This window comes from Caballeronia fortuita (genome assembly GCF_001544835.2).
In the GTDB taxonomy this organism is placed as follows: Bacteria; Pseudomonadota; Gammaproteobacteria; order Burkholderiales; family Burkholderiaceae; genus Caballeronia; species Caballeronia fortuita.
In genome coordinates, this window is record NZ_FCNX02000002.1 from 230,423 (window position 1) to 245,908 (window position 15,486).

Consider the following 15,486-nt stretch of genomic DNA (forward strand, 5'->3'; position numbering starts at 1 on the left):
ACGCCGTGCGGCCGAGGTCACAAGGAGAACCGCGCATCGAGCGCGAACGACACGCAGTGATGGTGCATGCAGAAGGTATTAGCATCGCTGATGCCGAAAGGACGGAATGGACCTCAAGCAAATCCAGTACTTCATCGCGCTCTTCGAAGACGGCTCGGTCACGCGCGCGGCCAAGCGGCTGAATATCGTCCAGCCGGCGTTGAGCATGCAGATCGCCAAGCTGGAAGACGAACTGCATCAACAACTCTTCGAGCGCGGCGCGCACGGCATGGCGCCGACCGCGGCGGGGCGGCTCATGTATCGCCTCTTTTTGCCGATCATGCGGGACCTTGCGCACGCACGCCAGCAGCTCGTGCAGCGTGAAGAGGTCGTGACGGGACATGTGGGCATCGGACTGATCGCGTCGGTGACGGAAAGCGTGCTCGCGGACTCGCTCTCGCGTTTTCATGCGCGCTATCCGGACGTCGAAGTAACCGTCGCCGATGGTTACAGCGCGACGTTCATCGACTGGGTGTCGGGCGGTCAACTGGATGCCGCGATCATCAACAAGCCGCGCGCGCGCCTTTCGCTGGATTCGCGTGCGCTGCTCGACGAGGAAATGGTGCTCGCAACGAGCGCCGCGCACGGCCCGGACTTGCCTCATGCGATCGAACTGGCGCAGCTGCCCGAACTCGAACTCGTGTTGCCGACCAAGCGCCACGGACTACGCGGCGTGCTCGACAACGCCGCGCAGCATGAGGACGTGCTGCTCGCGCCGCGCTTCGAGATCGACGTGCTGTCCACCATCCTCAAGCTCGTCGAGCACACGCGCTTTGCAACGATTCTTCCGCGTATCGTCGTGGAGCGCGCCGCCCGGCATGGAACCTTGCGCACGTGCCCGATTCTCGCGCCGCGCATCGTGCGCCATATCATTTGCGTGAGCCATCCGCGCCGGCCGTTGAGCACGGCAGCGGAGGCGCTTATCACGGTGATCGGCGACGAACTACACCAGGCGTCGAATACTTCGGCGTCCGAACCGCAACCCTGAATGAAGGAACGCTCAGCATGAATGCATTGCACTGGATCGGCGGCGAATGGACCGGCGCGCCGACGCTCGACAGCCTTGATCCCGCGACCGGCGAGACCATCGGCCGGTTCGCCGACGGCGGCGCGCACGAAGCGGACGCCGCCATTGCCGCCGCGCGCCATGTCTTCGACCGCACGACATGGGCGCAGGATGCGCGTCTGCGCCAGGACGTGCTGCTTGCATGGGCGGCAGCCCTCGAACAGCAGCGCGATTCGCTCGCCGCGCTGCTTACGCGCGAGAACGGCAAGGCGATCGCCCAGTCGCGCGGCGAGATCGCGGGCGCCATCTCCGAAGCGCGCTATTACGCGGGGCTCGCGCGGCATATCGCCGGGCATGTGCTCGAACCCGAACCCGGAACCATCTCGACGATGCTGCGCGAGGCCGCAGGCGTGGCCGCGATCATCGTTCCGTGGAACGCGCCGGCCGTGCTGCTCGTGCGCTCGCTTGCGCCTGCGCTCGCGGCGGGCTGCACGGCGATCGTGAAGCCTGCGGCGCAGACGTCGCTCCTCACGGCCGCGATGCTGCGCTGCTTCGAGCAGACCGCGCTGCCGAAAGGCGCGGTGAATCTCGTCAACGAGCAAGGTCACGCTGCCAGTCAGCGATTTGCGGATTCGCACGGCGTGGACGTGGTGAGCTTCACCGGATCGACCGCGACGGGCAAGAAGATCATGGCCGCGGCGGCGGACAGCATGAAGAAGCTGTCGCTGGAACTCGGCGGCAAGTCGTGCTGTCTCGTCTTCGACGACGCCGACATCGCCGCCATCGCGCCGCGCCTGGCGCGCGCCGCGACGATCATCTCCGGCCAGCAATGCACGGCCGCGCGGCGCGTACTGGTGCATGCGTCGCGTGCGCCGGAAATGCGCGAACATCTAGCGGGCGCGCTCGCGGCGCTCAAGGTGGGACCGGGCATCGATCCGGCGACGGATATCGGGGCGCTCATCGATGCCCCGACGCGCGATGCGGTGGACCGCACCATCCAGCGGGCATGCGATGTCGCCGATCACGTTCTGCTGCGCGGAGGCCGCTCGGAATACGCGTTTCTTTCGCCGACGCTCGTCGAGCACAGCGATCCGAAAGCATTTTTTTGTCAAGAAGAAATCTTCGGGCCGTTCGTCACGCTCGAGACCTTCGAGAGCGAACAGGAAGCGCTCGCGAAAGCCAACGACAGCGTCTTCGGTCTGTCAGCCAGCGTCTGGACGCACGACGGTCCGCGCGCCTTTCGCATGGCGCGGGCGCTGCGCAACGGCACTGTCTGGATCAACGACCACAACAAGCTGTTTGCGGAAGCGGAAACCGGCGGTTACCGGCAAAGCGGGCTCGGGCGCCTGCATGGATACGATGCGCTCGCCGACTTCACCGAGATCAAGCACATCTGCATGCCGGCCGGCGTAGCCGAGGGCATCACGCCGCTTCGCTGATTCGTGATCGACCGGCCGCCGGATAACGTAGTCCCAGCCGCCGGTGCCGCGCATGAGGCTTCACACGTTAGGCCGCAGAGCGATTTGAAGGCACGAGACCTGCAGCACATTGACGTTAGGATTCTTAATGGGCCGTACTGGATTCGAACCAGTGACCGACGGATTAAAAGTCCGCTGCTCTACCCGCTGAGCTAACGGCCCAACTTTCCGACGGACGTGCTGCGGCTATCACGATCAGCGCGGTCGTCCTAGCTAATGTCGATCGTGCGGCTCGCGGAGCGCAGCGAATCCGATTTCGGCACGGTCAGTGTAAGTATGCCGCGGTCGAATTTAGCCAAGGCTCGGTCCGGCTCGGCATTTTCCGGCATGGGGATGGTCCGCGTGAAGCGCCCATAGGCCCGCTCCAATCGATAGCAGCCATCTTCTTCGCTGCGGACGTCCTGCTTCTTCTCGCCGCGCAAGACGAGCGCGCCATCCTCGACGCTTACGCTCACGTCCTCGCGTTCCATCCCGGGCAGCTCAGCGGTTACGCGCAGCACCTTCCCTTCGTCGACCACGTCGATACGCGGCTGAAAACGCGATGAACTGAAGTCGCCAAACCATCTTTCCAGCGCCCCCCGTCCTGCGAAGGGATCGTGGAAAAACTCTTCGACGGCACGCCACGGATCGCGCGAGAAGAATCGGGACATGTCAGGCCCCGCCGAGCGCCACTGTTCGCCGCCCGGCGGGCGCTCCGCGTGGTCCGCGTCGGACTTTCGCGTCGACCCGCGGAGAAACTTGAACGGGTTCCATTTCTTCGGATCGGTGTTCATGGTTTGCTCCCGCGAATTACGTCGGCAAATCGACTCGATCAGAGGGTGGCGGCCTCCTGGACCGCCACCTCGAAGTCTCCTGTTGCTTCCCCGCTTGCCTCATCAGCCCGTGCGCACATCGATTCGGCGAGGGCGGGCTTCGTCACGACGCGGGATCGTCAACCGCAGCACGCCGTCCTTCAGATTGGCATCGATCTTCGAGGCATCCAGGTCGGACCCGAGAGAGAACGCTCGCGCGAAGTGGGGCTGGCGGATCTCCGCGTGCTGCAGGCGCAATCCTGCCGGGGTCGGAACCACAGCCTCTGCCTCGATGAACAGATTACCGTCGTGAATTTTCACGTCGAGCCGGTCCTTCGTTACGCCCGGCAGATCCGCCCATAAGATCACGCCTTGGCTATTCTCGAAAATGTCAACCGGCGGCGTCAGGGTCATTCGCCGCTCGGACGCGTCCGCCTCCCTGCCGGCTGCCGCGCTCTCGCCTCTGCTGGCAAGCTCTGTTGTCGCGTTCATGATGTTCCTCCTTCGACTTCCGACATCTCATTGAACCGTAATAGCGCGTGGCTTCGATGCCTCGCGCTTGCCAATGCTCACCGTCAGGCAGCCATTGGTATACCGCGCGGTGACCTTATCGGGGTCCGCATGCTCCGGCAACTCGATGACGCGTCGAAAAGAGCCCACGAAGCGTTCCTGCGCATAGGTGCGCATGTCGTCGCCGGTGCTCTGCGGCTGCGCGGCAACGCGCTCCCCGCTGATGCTCAACAGGCCTTTGTCGATTGAAACGTCGAGGCTCTTCGGATCGACCCCGGGCGCAAACGCAACGATCTCGACCGATTCGTCGGTCGAGCCGATGTTGATTTGCGGGAAAGCGCCGAAGCGCCCGGAACGGATGCTGGAAGGGAACCCGCCGAACATGCTCGCCATCTGCCGTTGCAGACGATCGAACTCGCTGAAAAGGTCGGTCCCCGCATAGAGATCGCTCATGATCATTTCCTCCTGGATACCAGCAGGAAGACGAACCGGCCTACGCGCTCCAGTTCGTCTGCCGTGCTGCGGCAAACAAATCGAAACACGCAGCGCGCCGAACTGCTCGCGCGACTGCCTGAGCGACATTCAAGATAGGATGTCGCGCAAAAAATTCAAGGGGACGTTGCGACTTTTTTGCTCTTGAAATCCGGCGGCCTCGACCTATTTTCTCGACGTTTGCGACGGCCCGTGCGAGGACACAATGGAATTCGAATACGATTGGCTGACTCTCGGCCGGCACCGTATCCGGTTGCGCTCGATGAAAGGATTTCCGGGCGAGACCATGCGTGCGGCGGTACAGGTCATTCGGCTTGCCATAGACAACAACATGAGTGCGCGTGCGCGCATGGTCGAAGTCGTGGCCCGGAAGGAATCCACTTTCGACATCGCGGTTGGCACCACCTTCGCCGACGACCGCTTATGCGCGCCCCAGCTCGAAGCGGCGATCGCGACCGTCCTCGGCTTGCAACCCGCGCAGATCAATATTTTCGTAACGGTAGTGACGCAAGAAGAGGTCGATCTGCATTTCGGCGTCTACGAAAGGATGCTCGCTGAAAAGTTGGGCGTGGTGCCGCCACTTCAGTAGCGCATCGTTTGTACGAGTCAGACTCGCTACTGCTCCGGGCGCGGCAACGCCGTCGATGTCGCCGGACTCACCTCCGTCGCGCGCCGGCTGTCTTCGTCGCGCCGCCGGGGGACGGCCGCCTTGCCCCGCCACGCCCATGGAGTAGCGCCTCGATACGCCGCCGCACCGGCCGGCAGCAAGCAGACCGGCAACACCGCGTCCGGCTGCTGTCAGGACGGCGGAGGTGGAATATGCCATGCCCGGCATGAGCGGAGTGCGAATCATGGTGCGGTTCGACAATGCCTGGCCTGCCGACGCACTGTCTTCATGACCGCTGGTCGAATCGACGTGAGTACGGGCCTGATATCGATATCTCTTTTGCTCGCTTCGAATTCGGACGCGTGCGCGTCATCATGGTTGCTTCGTAAGCAGGCTTCCATAACAGACGTGGGCGCAACCGCGCCCGGCACTCAGCCCAACTATGCACACGCTTTCGTCAGTCTTTCGCGGACTGATCTGCGTCGCCTTGTCCAGCGCATTCATCCAGACGGCGCAGGCGGCGAGCACCACGCCCGCCGTCGATCGCGACACCGTCGTGATCGGCGTCGAGAAGGAGTTTTATAACCTCGACGGTCTCGTCGCCGTAAGCGGCGATTCGCTGCGCTACGGCTGGCAGATCTACGACACGCTCTACGGCTTCGATCTCAAAGGCAATCTCGTGCCGCGCCTTGCGACGAGCGTCACCGTTTCGCCGGACGCGCGGGTCTTCACTTACAGGCTGCGTCCCAACGTCAAGTTCCATAACGGTGCGACGCTGACCTCGCGGGACGTGAAGGCATCGCTCGAACACGTGCTCGATCCGCGCAGCAAGAGCACGCGCCGCCCGTTCTTCGCGCCCGTCGTCGACACGGTGGAGACGCCCGACGACCTCACCGTCGTCTTCAGGCTGAAGCAGCCCGACGGCGCGTTCGCCAACAAGGTCGCGGGCTATCTCTACATCATTCCCGCCGACTATCTCGCGAGCCTGCCGAATCCCGATGCCTTCGCGCAAAAGCCCGTCTCGCTCGGTCCATACAAGTTCAGGTCGCTGGCTCCTGGCGGCAGCGAACTCGTGCTCGAACGCTTCGACGATTACTGGGGCGACAAGCCGCGCGTGAAGACGCTGATCTTCCGCGCGATCACGGAGCCGGCGAGCCGCGTCAACGCCGTGCTGCGCGGCGAAGTCGATCTCTCGGTCGCGCTGCCGTTCTCCGACTACGCGCGGCTCAAAAAGGAAAGCGGGCTCGACGTGATCGAAAGCCGCGTCGCGTCGCCGGTCTACGTGCGCGTCTATACCACCGACAAGAATTCGCCCTTCTCCAACGTCCAGGTGCGCCAGGCGCTCAGCTATGCGATCGACACGAACGCGATCATCAAGAGCGTGCTGTACGGCGTCGGCGAGCCGCTCGGCACGATGATCTCGAACTACTATCCGTACGGCGCGGATCGCTCGATCAAACCCTATCCCTACGATCCCGCGAAGGCGCGCTCCCTGCTCGCGCAGGCGGGCTTTCCGAAGGGCTTCGAGACCACGCTCAACATTCAGGGCGACATGCCGCAAGGCGTCGCCGAAGCGATCGCGGCCTATTGGGGGCAAGTGGGCGTCAAGGTCAAGCTCAACCGCCTGACGTACGCCACGTTCCAGCGCCTGAACAACACGCACACATCCGGGCCGCTCGCGCTGAGCCAGTTCACCAATGCGCTATATGACCCGGTGCATCCGGTCGGCGGCGCGTTCGCATCGGAAGGAAGCTGGTCCGACTATTCGAATCCGAAAGTCGATGCACTGCTCGCCGACGTCTCCCGCGTCAGCGATACGAAACAGCGCGGCGCAGTGTTCCAGAAGATCGGCCGCGAACTCCACGACGACGCCGCCGCGTTCTTCATCTCCGAGTTCACCTACGTCTACGCGAAGAAGAAAACGCTGCAATGGCAACCGCAGCAAGGCGGCGGCTTCCTCAACTTCCGTACGATCCAGTGGGCGCCGCAAGCGGTCGCCGGCAACTGAGCGATGCCCGGCTATCTTCTGCGCCGCCTCGGCTCCGCATTGCTCACCGTGTGGCTGATGTCGCTGCTGATCTTCGTGCTGGTGCGGATGGTCGGCGATCCCGCGTATCTGCTGATGCCGCCCGAAGCGACCGAGGCCGATCGTCAGCTCTTTCGCGCACAACTCGGCCTCGCCGATCCGGTGCCGCTGCAATACGCGCGCTTTCTTGCGGGCATGCTGCGCGGCGACATGGGCAACTCCTTCCACTTCGGCGCGCCCGCGCTCTCGATGGCGCTGAGCCGGCTCGCATCGAGTCTGCTGCTGGTCGGCGTTTCGCTGGCGCTGGCGCTGGCCGTCGGGTTGTCGCTCGGCGTCGCGTCGGCGGTGCGAAGCGGAACGTGGACAGACCGGCTCGCGTCGATTTTTGCTGTGCTCGGACAAGCCGCGCCGCCCTTTTTCGTCGCATTGCTGCTGATCCGCCTCTTCTCCGTGCAATGGGGCTGGCTGCCGACGGGCGGGCACGGTTCCTGGCGTCATCTGATCCTGCCGGTGTGCGCACTCGCGTGGTATTCGGCCGCGGGCATCGCGCGGCTCACGCGCGCCAACATGCTGACCGTGCTCGAAGCCGATTACATCCGCATGGCGCGCATCAAGGGCCTGCCTGCGCACGTCGTGATCGGCACGCACGCGTTGCGCAACGCGGCGCTGCCGATCGTCGCGTTCACGGCGTCGCAGTTCGGCGTGCTGATCGGAGGCGCGGTCGCGATCGAGACCGTATTCTCGTGGCCCGGCTTCGGCAGCCTGATGGTCGAAGCCATCAGCACGCTCGATTTCACCGTGGTCCAGGCCGCCGTGATCGTGTCGGTGCTGCTGTTCGTCTCGATCAACCTCGCCGTCGACGTGCTCTACGCGCTCGTCGATCCGCGCATCCGGTACCGGCAATGAACGCGCGATTCGTGCTGTTCGGCGCTCTGCTCGCCGCGATCGTCGCGACGTCCTTGTTCGCGCCCTGGCTGTCGAATGTCGATCCGAACGCGATCGACCTGTCGGCCACGTTCCAGTCGCCGACGTGGCACCACTGGTTCGGCACTGATCAGATGGGCCGCGACGTTTTCACGCGCACGCTCTACGGCGGCCGCATCTCGCTCGCGATTGCGTTCTGCGCGGTGCTGCTCGCGGGCTGCTTCGGCGCGCTCGCGGGATTGTTGTCGGCTTACATCGGCGGACGTTTCGATGCCGCGCTCATGCGCATCGTCGATGCGCAATACGCGCTGCCGCCCGTCTTTCTCGCGATGCTGATCGTCGGCATATGCGGGCCGAGCATGACGAACATCGTGATCGTCGTGACGCTCGCGAACTGGGGGCGCTTTGCGCGCATCATCCGCGCCGAGGCGCTGAGCCTGCGCGAACGCGACTTCGTCCTGATCGCGAAGCTCGCGGGCGCGACGCCGCTGCATGTCGTGCTGCGCCATCTGCTGCCGAACGTGCGCAATACCTTCGTCGTGCTTCTCACGCTCGACATCGGTCTCGTGATCTTCATGGAAGCGGCGCTGAGCTTCGTCGGACTCGGCGTGCAGCCGCCCAATCCTTCGTGGGGCGGCATGATCGCCGAAGGCCGCAACTATCTCGATACCGCGTGGTGGCTTTCGGCGTTGCCCGGCCTCGTGCTGATCGCGACGGTGCTGTCCAGCAACCGCATCGGCGAATGCCTGCAACGTGGCAACGGAGTGTCCCGATGAGCTTGTTGAGCGTTCACGATCTCGTCGCACAGAGCGGCCCCACGCGTGTCGTCGACGGCGTGAGTTTCGCCGTGCGCGCCGGGCGCTCGCTCGGTCTCGTCGGCGAATCCGGTTCGGGCAAGAGCGTGACGTGCCTGTCCGTACTCGGCCTGCCGCCGCGCGGCGTGCAGGTCTCGGGCGGGCGCGTTCTGTTCGACGGCGAAGATCTGCGCGCGAAGACGCCCGCCGAACTGCACGCGCTGCGCGGACGCGAGATCGGCATGATCCTTCAGGATCCGATGACCTCGCTCAATCCGCTGCTGCCGATCGGCCGGCAGATCACGGAGATGTACCGGTATCGCGAAGGCGTCGCGAACCGCAAGGCACGCGAATCGCGCGCGGTCGAACTGCTGCGCCGCGTGCGCGTTGCCGCGCCGGAGAGCCGCCTGAACAGCTATCCGCATGAGTTCAGCGGCGGGATGCGCCAGCGCGTCGCGATCGCGATGAATCTCGCGTGCAATCCGCGCCTCCTGATCGCCGACGAGCCGACGACCGCGCTCGACATCACCGTGCGCCTCCAGATTCTCGACCTTCTGCGCGAAGTGCAGGCGGAGCGCGGCACCGCGATCATGCTTGTCACGCACGATTTGCCTCTCGTGCGCCGCTATTGCGACGACGTCGCGGTGATGTACGCCGGGCGCATCGTCGAACAGGGACCGGTGGAACAGGTGTTCGCGCGGCCGCGTCATCCGTACACGAAAGGACTGCTCGGCGCCGTTCCGCGACTGCGTGATCTGCAGCATCGGCTCACGGTCATTCCAGGGCAGCCGCCCTCGCCCGGCAGCATCGCGCAGGGATGCCGCTTCGCGCCGCGCTGCCCGCGCGCGCAAGCCGACTGCCTGAGCGCGTATCCGGCGACACGCGCCGTCGACGCGCATCGCAGCGTCGCCTGCTGGCATCCCGAGCCGGACGCGCGGACGCCCGACGCGCTTCTCGCGACGGCCGCATCATGAGCGCGCTCGAAGTGTCCGGCATCGTACGTGCCTTTCCCGTGCGCAGCGGACTGTTCGCCAGGCCGAAACTGCTGCGCGCGGTGGAGAACGCCTCCTTCGTGCTGCCGCGCGGCGGCACGTTCGGGCTGGTGGGCGAATCCGGATCAGGCAAGTCGACGATCGCGAAAATCATCCTCGGCGCGGACGAGCCGACGCGCGGCAGCGTGCGTTTCGGCGAGCGCGTCTTCGGCCGGTCGCCGCGCGACGCCGACCGGCGCTGGCGGCAGCGCGCCGTGCAAGCGGTCTTGCAGGACCCGTTCGGCTCGCTCGATCCGCAGATGAGCATAGGCGACATCGTCCTCGAACCGTTGCGCATCCAGAAGAGCGGCTTCGTGCGCGACGCCTTGCACAGGCGCCTCGACGAATTGCTCGCGCAAGTCGGCCTGCCCGCCGAGTTCAAGCGCCGCCGTCCAGGCGAACTGAGCGGCGGCCAGCGACAGCGCGTGGCGATCGCACGCGCGCTCGTGCTGGAGCCGGAAATTCTCGTCCTCGACGAGCCCGTCTCCGCGCTCGACGTCTCCATTCAGGCGCAAGTGCTCAATCTGCTGAAGGATCTGCAGGACGCACTCGGCCTTTCCTATCTGCTGATTTCGCACGACCTCGCCGTGGTCGCCTTCATGAGCAGCCATATCGGCGTGCTCTATCTCGGGCGATTCATGGAGCAAGGAACGCGCGACGACATCGTGGTGCGCGCGGCGCATCCGTACACGCATGCGCTGATCGCCGCGTCCGAGCCGGAAGCCCACGGCGTGCAGGCGATCGGCGGCGAGATTGCGTCGCCGCTCGCGCCGCCCGCCGGTTGCGTCTTTCACGCGCGCTGCCCTGCCGCGCGCGAACTTTGCCGCAGTGTCGCGCCACCCGAGCAGCATCTTTCGGCGACACATCGCGTGACGTGTCACTTTCCGCTCACATCGAAGGCTTGAGTCATGGCAAAAGAGATTCGCATCAACGCGTTCCTGGCTTTCGCGCCGACGCATCTGTCGCCCGGACTGTGGGCGCATCCGCGCGACCGTGCCCTCGACTACAACTCGCTCGCGCTCTGGACCGATCTCGCGCGCACGGCCGAGCGCGGCGGCTACGACGCGCTCTTTTTCGCCGATGGCATCAGCCAGTACGACGTCTACGGCGGATCGAACGCGGCGGGCGTGCGCTGGGGCCTGCAATTCCCGCGGCTCGATCCGCTGCTGCTCGTCTCCGCGATGGCGCAGGTCACCGAACATCTCGGCTTCGCGGTGACGAGCAGCGTGAGCTACGAAGCGCCGTTCCTCTTCGCGCGGCGCATGTCGACGCTCGATCATCTGACGCGCGGGCGAGTCGGCTGGAACATCGTGACGAGTTTCGGGCAAAGCGGCTCGCGGGCGATCGGCCAGGCGGACGCCCGTCCGCACGACGAGCGCTACGACCTCGCCGACGAGTACATGGAAATCGTCTACCGGCTCTGGGAAGAGAGCTGGGAAGACGGCGCGGCCGTGCGTGACCGCGACGCGCGCGTGTTCGCTGACCCTGCGCGCGTGCATGAAATCCGTCACGAAGGCCGCTTCTTTTCGATGCAGGGCACGCATTACTCGGAGCCCTCGCCGCAGCGCACGCCGCTGCTCTATCAGGCGGGCGCATCGAATCGCGGCAAGGATTTCGCCGCGCGTCATGCCGAATGCGTATTTCTCAGCTCGCCGACCGCGCATCTGATCGCGCGCGATGTGGCCGACGTGCGCGCACGTGCCGCCGCGCTCGGCCGCGATCCGGCATCGGTGCTGTTCTTCTCGCTCGCCACCGTGATCGTCGCGCCGACGTCGGACGAAGCGCAGGCGAAATGGCAGGACATTCAGCGCCACGTGAGCCTCGAAGGCGCGCTCGCGCTGTTCTCCCGCTGGAGCGGCATCGACCTGTCGAAGTACAGCCCCGACGATTCCTTGCAATACGTGAAGAGCGAAGGCATGCAGTCGGCGATCGAAGCCTTCACCGTCGCCGACCCCGGGCGCGTATGGACCATCGGCGAGCTGGCGGTCTTCAACGCGATCGGCGGCAAGGGGCCGGTGTTCATCGGCTCGCCAGCCGAAATCGCCGATGCGCTCGAAAGCTGGAAAGCGCAGACCGGCGTCGATGGCTTCAATCTCAGTCACGCGCTGCTGCCCGGCACGCACGAGGATTTCGTCGATCTCGTGGTGCCCGAGCTGCGGCGTCGCGGCGTCTACAAGAACGCCTATCGCGCGGGCACGCTGCGGGAAAAGCTGTACGGCGAAGGTCACGCGCATCTTGACGCACCGCATCCCGCGGCCACGCATCGCGCAGCATTCATCGAGGAGAACACTCATGCTTGATACCGCGTACGAAACCATCACCGTGCAGCCGCTCACGCGTCATATCGGCGCGCTGATCGGCGGCATCGATCTCACGCGGGCGCTCGCGCCCGAACAAGTCGCCGACGTGCGCCGCGCACTACTCGCGCATCAGGTGATCTTCTTTCGTGACCAGCCGATCAGCCTCGATCAGCATCTCGCGCTCGGCCGTCATTTCGGCACGCTGCACGTTCATCCGAACAGCCCCGGCCCCGACGGCTATCCGGAAATTCTGCCGATTCACAGCGATGCGACGACGAAGCGCATCGCGGGCGACCGCTGGCATTCCGACGTCTCATGCGACGAAGCACCGCCGATGGGCAGCATCCTGCATCTGCATACGCTGCCCTCGCACGGCGGCGACACGCTCTTTTCCAGTTCATACGCGGTGTACGAATCGCTCTCTCCGGGCTTTCGAACCTATCTCGAAGGACTGACCGCGACGCATGACGGCGAGCCGACCTACCGCCAACGCAACCGCCTGCGCGGCATCGACGACACCGGCAAGCAGTTTCCGCGCGCCTCGCACCCGGTCGTGCGCACGCATCCCGAGACAGGCCGCAAGGGCGTCTTCGTGAACCCGAATTTCACCACCCATATCGACGGCGTGCCGGCGGCCGAGAGCGAAGGCATCCTGCGCCTGCTCTACGAACGCTTCGCGTCGCCCGAATTCCAGGTGCGCTTTCGCTGGGAGCCGCATTCGATCGCCTTCTGGGACAACCGCGCCGTGCAGCATCTTGCCGTCTGGGATTACTACCCGGAGGTGCGCTCGGGCTATCGCGTGACGATCAACGGGGACAAGCCTTTCCTATGAGCACGAAGAAGGAGATTCGCGTGAACGCGTTCGCGCTGCATAGTCCGGTGCATCATTCGCCGGGCATGTGGCGCCATCCGCGCGACCGCTCGCTCGAGTACAACACGCTCGACTATTGGGTCGATCTGGCGAAGACGCTCGAGCGCGGGCTGATCGATTCACTCTTCATGGCCGACAGCATCGGCGTGAACGATGTCCATGGCGGCAGCATCGACACCGCATTGCGTCACGGCGCCCAGGTGCCCAAGCAGGACCCGGTCATGGCGCTCTCCGCGATGGCCTACGCCACGCGCCATCTCGGCCTGTGCGTGACGAGCAACGCCAATCACGAGCCGCCCTACGTATTCGCGAGGCGCATGTCGACGCTCGATCATCTGACGCGCGGGCGCATCGGCTGGAACATCGTGACGGGCTTCGCTCAGAGCAGCGTGAAGGTGCTCGGCAAGGACGCCATCGCCTCGCGCGACGAACGCTACGACATCGCCGACGAGTACATGGACGTCGTCTACAAGCTCTGGGAGAGCAGCTGGGAAGACGGCGCGAGCGTGCGCGACACGGCGAGCGGCATCTTCGCCGATCCGTCGAAGGTGCATCGCGTCGACCATCACGGCAAGTACTTCAAGGTGCAGGGCATCCACATGACGGAGCCTTCGCCGCAGCGCACGCCGGTGCTGTTTCAGGCGGGATCGTCGGCGCGCGGGCAGCGTTTCGCGGGGCGTCACGCGGAAGGCATCTATCTCAGCGGGCCAAGCAAGAAAGTGCTCACGCCGGTCGTGGCCGGCACGCGCGCCGAAGCCGTGAAAGCCGGCCGCGACGCGCGCGACATCCAGTTCTTCACGATGGCGACGATCATCACCGGCCGCACGACGAAAGAAGCGCGCGACAAATACGAGGACTATCGCCGCTACGTGACGCCGGAGGCTGCGCTCGCGATGTTCTCCGGCTGGACCGGCATCGACTTCTCGACCTACGATCCGGACGAGCCGATCCGCTACATGCAGCTCGACGCGGGCACGTCGTCCGCGCTGGAAGGCTTCACGAAGCTCGATCCGGAACGCGTGTGGACCGTGCGCGAGCTCGCCTTGCACAACGCGATCGGCGGGCGCGGGCCGGTGTTCATCGGTGCGCCGGATGAAGTGGCCAGCGCGCTCGAAGAATGGGTCGATGAAACCGACATCGACGGTTTCAACCTCAGTTATGCGGTCACGCCGGAAGCCTACGAGGATTTCGCGGATCTCGTCGTGCCCGAGTTGCAGGCACGCGGCCGCTACAAGACCGCCTACGCGCCAGGCACCCTTCGCGAGAAACTCGGGGGCGCGAGCAGCCTTCTGAACCGGCGGCATCCCGGCGCGGCGTTTCGTCTTCGATAACCATCTACTCTTCACATGAGCATCCAGACCACTCTGCTTTCCGACGCGCTCGCCGCGTTGCCCGCGCTGGCGCAGGAGATCGGCGTCGATGCCGCGCAGCGCGAAATCCGCCGGGAATTGCCGTTCGCGGCCTTCGACGCCTTCCGCCGTTCCGGTCTCGGCGCGTTGCGGATACCCGCCGAGCGCGGCGGTCTCGGTGGCACGCTCGAAGACGCGATCCACGTCGTGACGACGCTCGCCGCCGCCGAATCGAACGTCGCGCATGCGTTGCGCGTGCATTTCGATGTCGTCGAGTCCTTGCGGCTCGCGCCGCGCACGACGTTCCACGACCGGCAGGTGAGCCGCATCGTCGAAGGGGCGCTGTTCGGCGGCGCATCGGGCGAACAAGGCACCGCGCGCGCCGGCGAGATCGAGACCGTGCTTCGGCGCAAAGGCGATCACTTTCGCGTGACGGGCAAGAAGTACTACACGACGGGCACCGCCTACGCCGACTTCGTTCGCACCAATCTCGTCGATGAAGACGGCAAGGGCGTCACCGCCATCATTCCGGTGCGCGCCGAGGGCGTGGAAGTGCTCGACGACTGGGACGGCATGGGACAGCGCATGACGGCGAGCGGCAGCACCGTATTCGACAACGTGCGCGTCGATGCGAGCGAAGTCGTCGATAAGGGCTATGGCTCGCTCGCCGGGCGGCATGGCGGCGCGTATCGTCAGTTGCATCTGGTGGCGGTGGCGGCGGGCATCGTGCGCAATATCGTCGCCGATGCACGGACCTACGTGAGCGCGCATGGCCGCCCCGTCATGCACTCGACCGCGCCGAGCGCCCGCGAGGACGTGTTCATCCAGCAGGTCGTCGGCGAGCTGTCGGCGCTGAGCCATACCATCGACGTGCTGGTGCGCGAGAACGCACGCGCGCTCGGAGCGTCGTCGGATGCCATTCTGCGCGGCGATCACGATGCGGACGAACGCGTGCTGCAAGGTGCGCTCGCCACAGCGCGCACGCAGATCGTCGTCGGCAGGCTGGCGTTGCAGGCGGGCGAGCGGCTCTTCGATGCAGGCGGCGCATCGGCGACCTCTCGCAAGCACAATTTCGACCGCCACTGGCGCAATCTCCGCACGATCTTCAGCCACAACCCGCTGCACCACAAGGCCAGGGTCGTCGGCGACTATGTGCTCAACGGCGTGAAGACGCATCTGGTGGAAGGCCGCACGTTCTGAGCGACGCGGCGCACCTCGGCCGCCGCGAACCGCTCGGCCGGCCGGGGCAAACCAGGATGCTTGCGTGC

At 65.3% G+C, this 15,486-nt stretch carries 15 protein-coding genes and 1 tRNA gene; 12 read left to right on the plus strand and 4 right to left on the minus strand.

Going from position 1 to position 15,486, the window contains the following annotated elements; all coding sequences use genetic code 11:
• Positions 1-106: 106 nt before the first annotated feature.
• Positions 107-1,027, plus strand: coding sequence for a LysR family transcriptional regulator (locus tag AWB77_RS05315; RefSeq protein WP_061133345.1), 921 nt, complete (start codon positions 107-109; stop codon positions 1,025-1,027).
• A gap of 17 nt (positions 1,028-1,044) precedes the next feature.
• Positions 1,045-2,484: an aldehyde dehydrogenase family protein gene (locus AWB77_RS05320; protein ID WP_061133346.1), complete on the plus strand. Its 1,440-nt coding sequence runs from the start codon at positions 1,045-1,047 to the stop codon at positions 2,482-2,484.
• Between the two features lie 128 nt (positions 2,485-2,612).
• Here AWB77_RS05320 and AWB77_RS05325 read toward each other — a convergent pair.
• The 4 genes from AWB77_RS05325 to AWB77_RS05340 all read right to left on the minus strand — a co-directional run bounded on the left by AWB77_RS05325 (position 2,613) and on the right by AWB77_RS05340 (position 4,277).
• Positions 2,613-2,685, minus strand: a tRNA-Lys gene (locus tag AWB77_RS05325).
• A 47-nt stretch (positions 2,686-2,732) separates the two neighbouring features.
• Entirely contained in the window at positions 2,733-3,296 is a 564-nt protein-coding gene (locus tag AWB77_RS05330) for an Hsp20/alpha crystallin family protein (protein ID WP_061133347.1), read from the minus strand.
• A gap of 102 nt (positions 3,297-3,398) precedes the next feature.
• Complete coding sequence (locus AWB77_RS05335) at positions 3,399-3,806, minus strand: Hsp20/alpha crystallin family protein (protein WP_061133348.1); 408 nt, start codon at positions 3,804-3,806, stop codon at positions 3,399-3,401.
• Between the two features lie 27 nt (positions 3,807-3,833).
• On the minus strand, positions 3,834-4,277 hold the full coding sequence (locus tag AWB77_RS05340; protein ID WP_061133682.1) for an Hsp20/alpha crystallin family protein: 444 nt from the start codon (positions 4,275-4,277) through the stop codon (positions 3,834-3,836).
• 244 nt (positions 4,278-4,521) lie between these two features.
• On the opposite strand from AWB77_RS05340, the gene AWB77_RS05345 reads away from it, so the two are divergent.
• The 10 genes from AWB77_RS05345 to AWB77_RS05390 all read left to right on the plus strand — a co-directional run bounded on the left by AWB77_RS05345 (position 4,522) and on the right by AWB77_RS05390 (position 15,418).
• Positions 4,522-4,905, plus strand: a complete 384-nt coding sequence (locus tag AWB77_RS05345; RefSeq protein ID WP_061133349.1) for a hypothetical protein — start codon at positions 4,522-4,524, stop codon at positions 4,903-4,905.
• 505 nt (positions 4,906-5,410) lie between these two features.
• The gene (locus AWB77_RS05350) at positions 5,411-6,931 is read left to right on the plus strand and encodes an ABC transporter substrate-binding protein (protein WP_244158440.1); all 1,521 of its coding nucleotides are present in this window, start codon (positions 5,411-5,413) and stop codon (positions 6,929-6,931) included.
• Positions 6,932-6,934: 3 nt separating this feature from the next.
• Positions 6,935-7,855 carry an ABC transporter permease gene (locus AWB77_RS05355; RefSeq protein ID WP_061133351.1) on the plus strand — a complete coding sequence of 307 codons (921 nt, stop codon included), beginning with the start codon at positions 6,935-6,937 and terminating at the stop codon, positions 7,853-7,855.
• Positions 7,852-8,649 (plus strand): ABC transporter permease, encoded by a 798-nt coding sequence (locus tag AWB77_RS05360; RefSeq protein ID WP_061133352.1) that lies wholly within the window; start codon positions 7,852-7,854, stop codon positions 8,647-8,649. The genes AWB77_RS05355 and AWB77_RS05360 overlap by 4 nt, the downstream gene beginning before the upstream one ends.
• The gene (locus tag AWB77_RS05365; RefSeq protein WP_061133353.1) at positions 8,646-9,641 is read left to right on the plus strand and encodes an ABC transporter ATP-binding protein; all 996 of its coding nucleotides are present in this window, start codon (positions 8,646-8,648) and stop codon (positions 9,639-9,641) included. The genes AWB77_RS05360 and AWB77_RS05365 overlap by 4 nt, the downstream gene beginning before the upstream one ends.
• Positions 9,638-10,603 carry an oligopeptide/dipeptide ABC transporter ATP-binding protein gene (locus tag AWB77_RS05370; RefSeq protein WP_061133354.1) on the plus strand — a complete coding sequence of 322 codons (966 nt, stop codon included), beginning with the start codon at positions 9,638-9,640 and terminating at the stop codon, positions 10,601-10,603. Before AWB77_RS05365 ends, AWB77_RS05370 begins: the two co-directional genes overlap by 4 nt.
• Positions 10,604-10,606: 3 nt before the next feature.
• Positions 10,607-11,998 carry an LLM class flavin-dependent oxidoreductase gene (locus tag AWB77_RS05375; protein WP_061133355.1) on the plus strand — a complete coding sequence of 464 codons (1,392 nt, stop codon included), beginning with the start codon at positions 10,607-10,609 and terminating at the stop codon, positions 11,996-11,998.
• Complete coding sequence (locus AWB77_RS05380) at positions 11,991-12,830, plus strand: TauD/TfdA dioxygenase family protein (RefSeq protein ID WP_061133356.1); 840 nt, start codon at positions 11,991-11,993, stop codon at positions 12,828-12,830. The genes AWB77_RS05375 and AWB77_RS05380 overlap by 8 nt, the downstream gene beginning before the upstream one ends.
• Entirely contained in the window at positions 12,827-14,200 is a 1,374-nt protein-coding gene (locus AWB77_RS05385; protein ID WP_061133357.1) for an LLM class flavin-dependent oxidoreductase, read from the plus strand. Before AWB77_RS05380 ends, AWB77_RS05385 begins: the two co-directional genes overlap by 4 nt.
• Before the next feature lie 15 nt (positions 14,201-14,215).
• Positions 14,216-15,418 carry an acyl-CoA dehydrogenase family protein gene (locus tag AWB77_RS05390; protein WP_061133358.1) on the plus strand — a complete coding sequence of 401 codons (1,203 nt, stop codon included), beginning with the start codon at positions 14,216-14,218 and terminating at the stop codon, positions 15,416-15,418.
• The last annotated feature ends 68 nt before the right edge of the window (positions 15,419-15,486 follow it).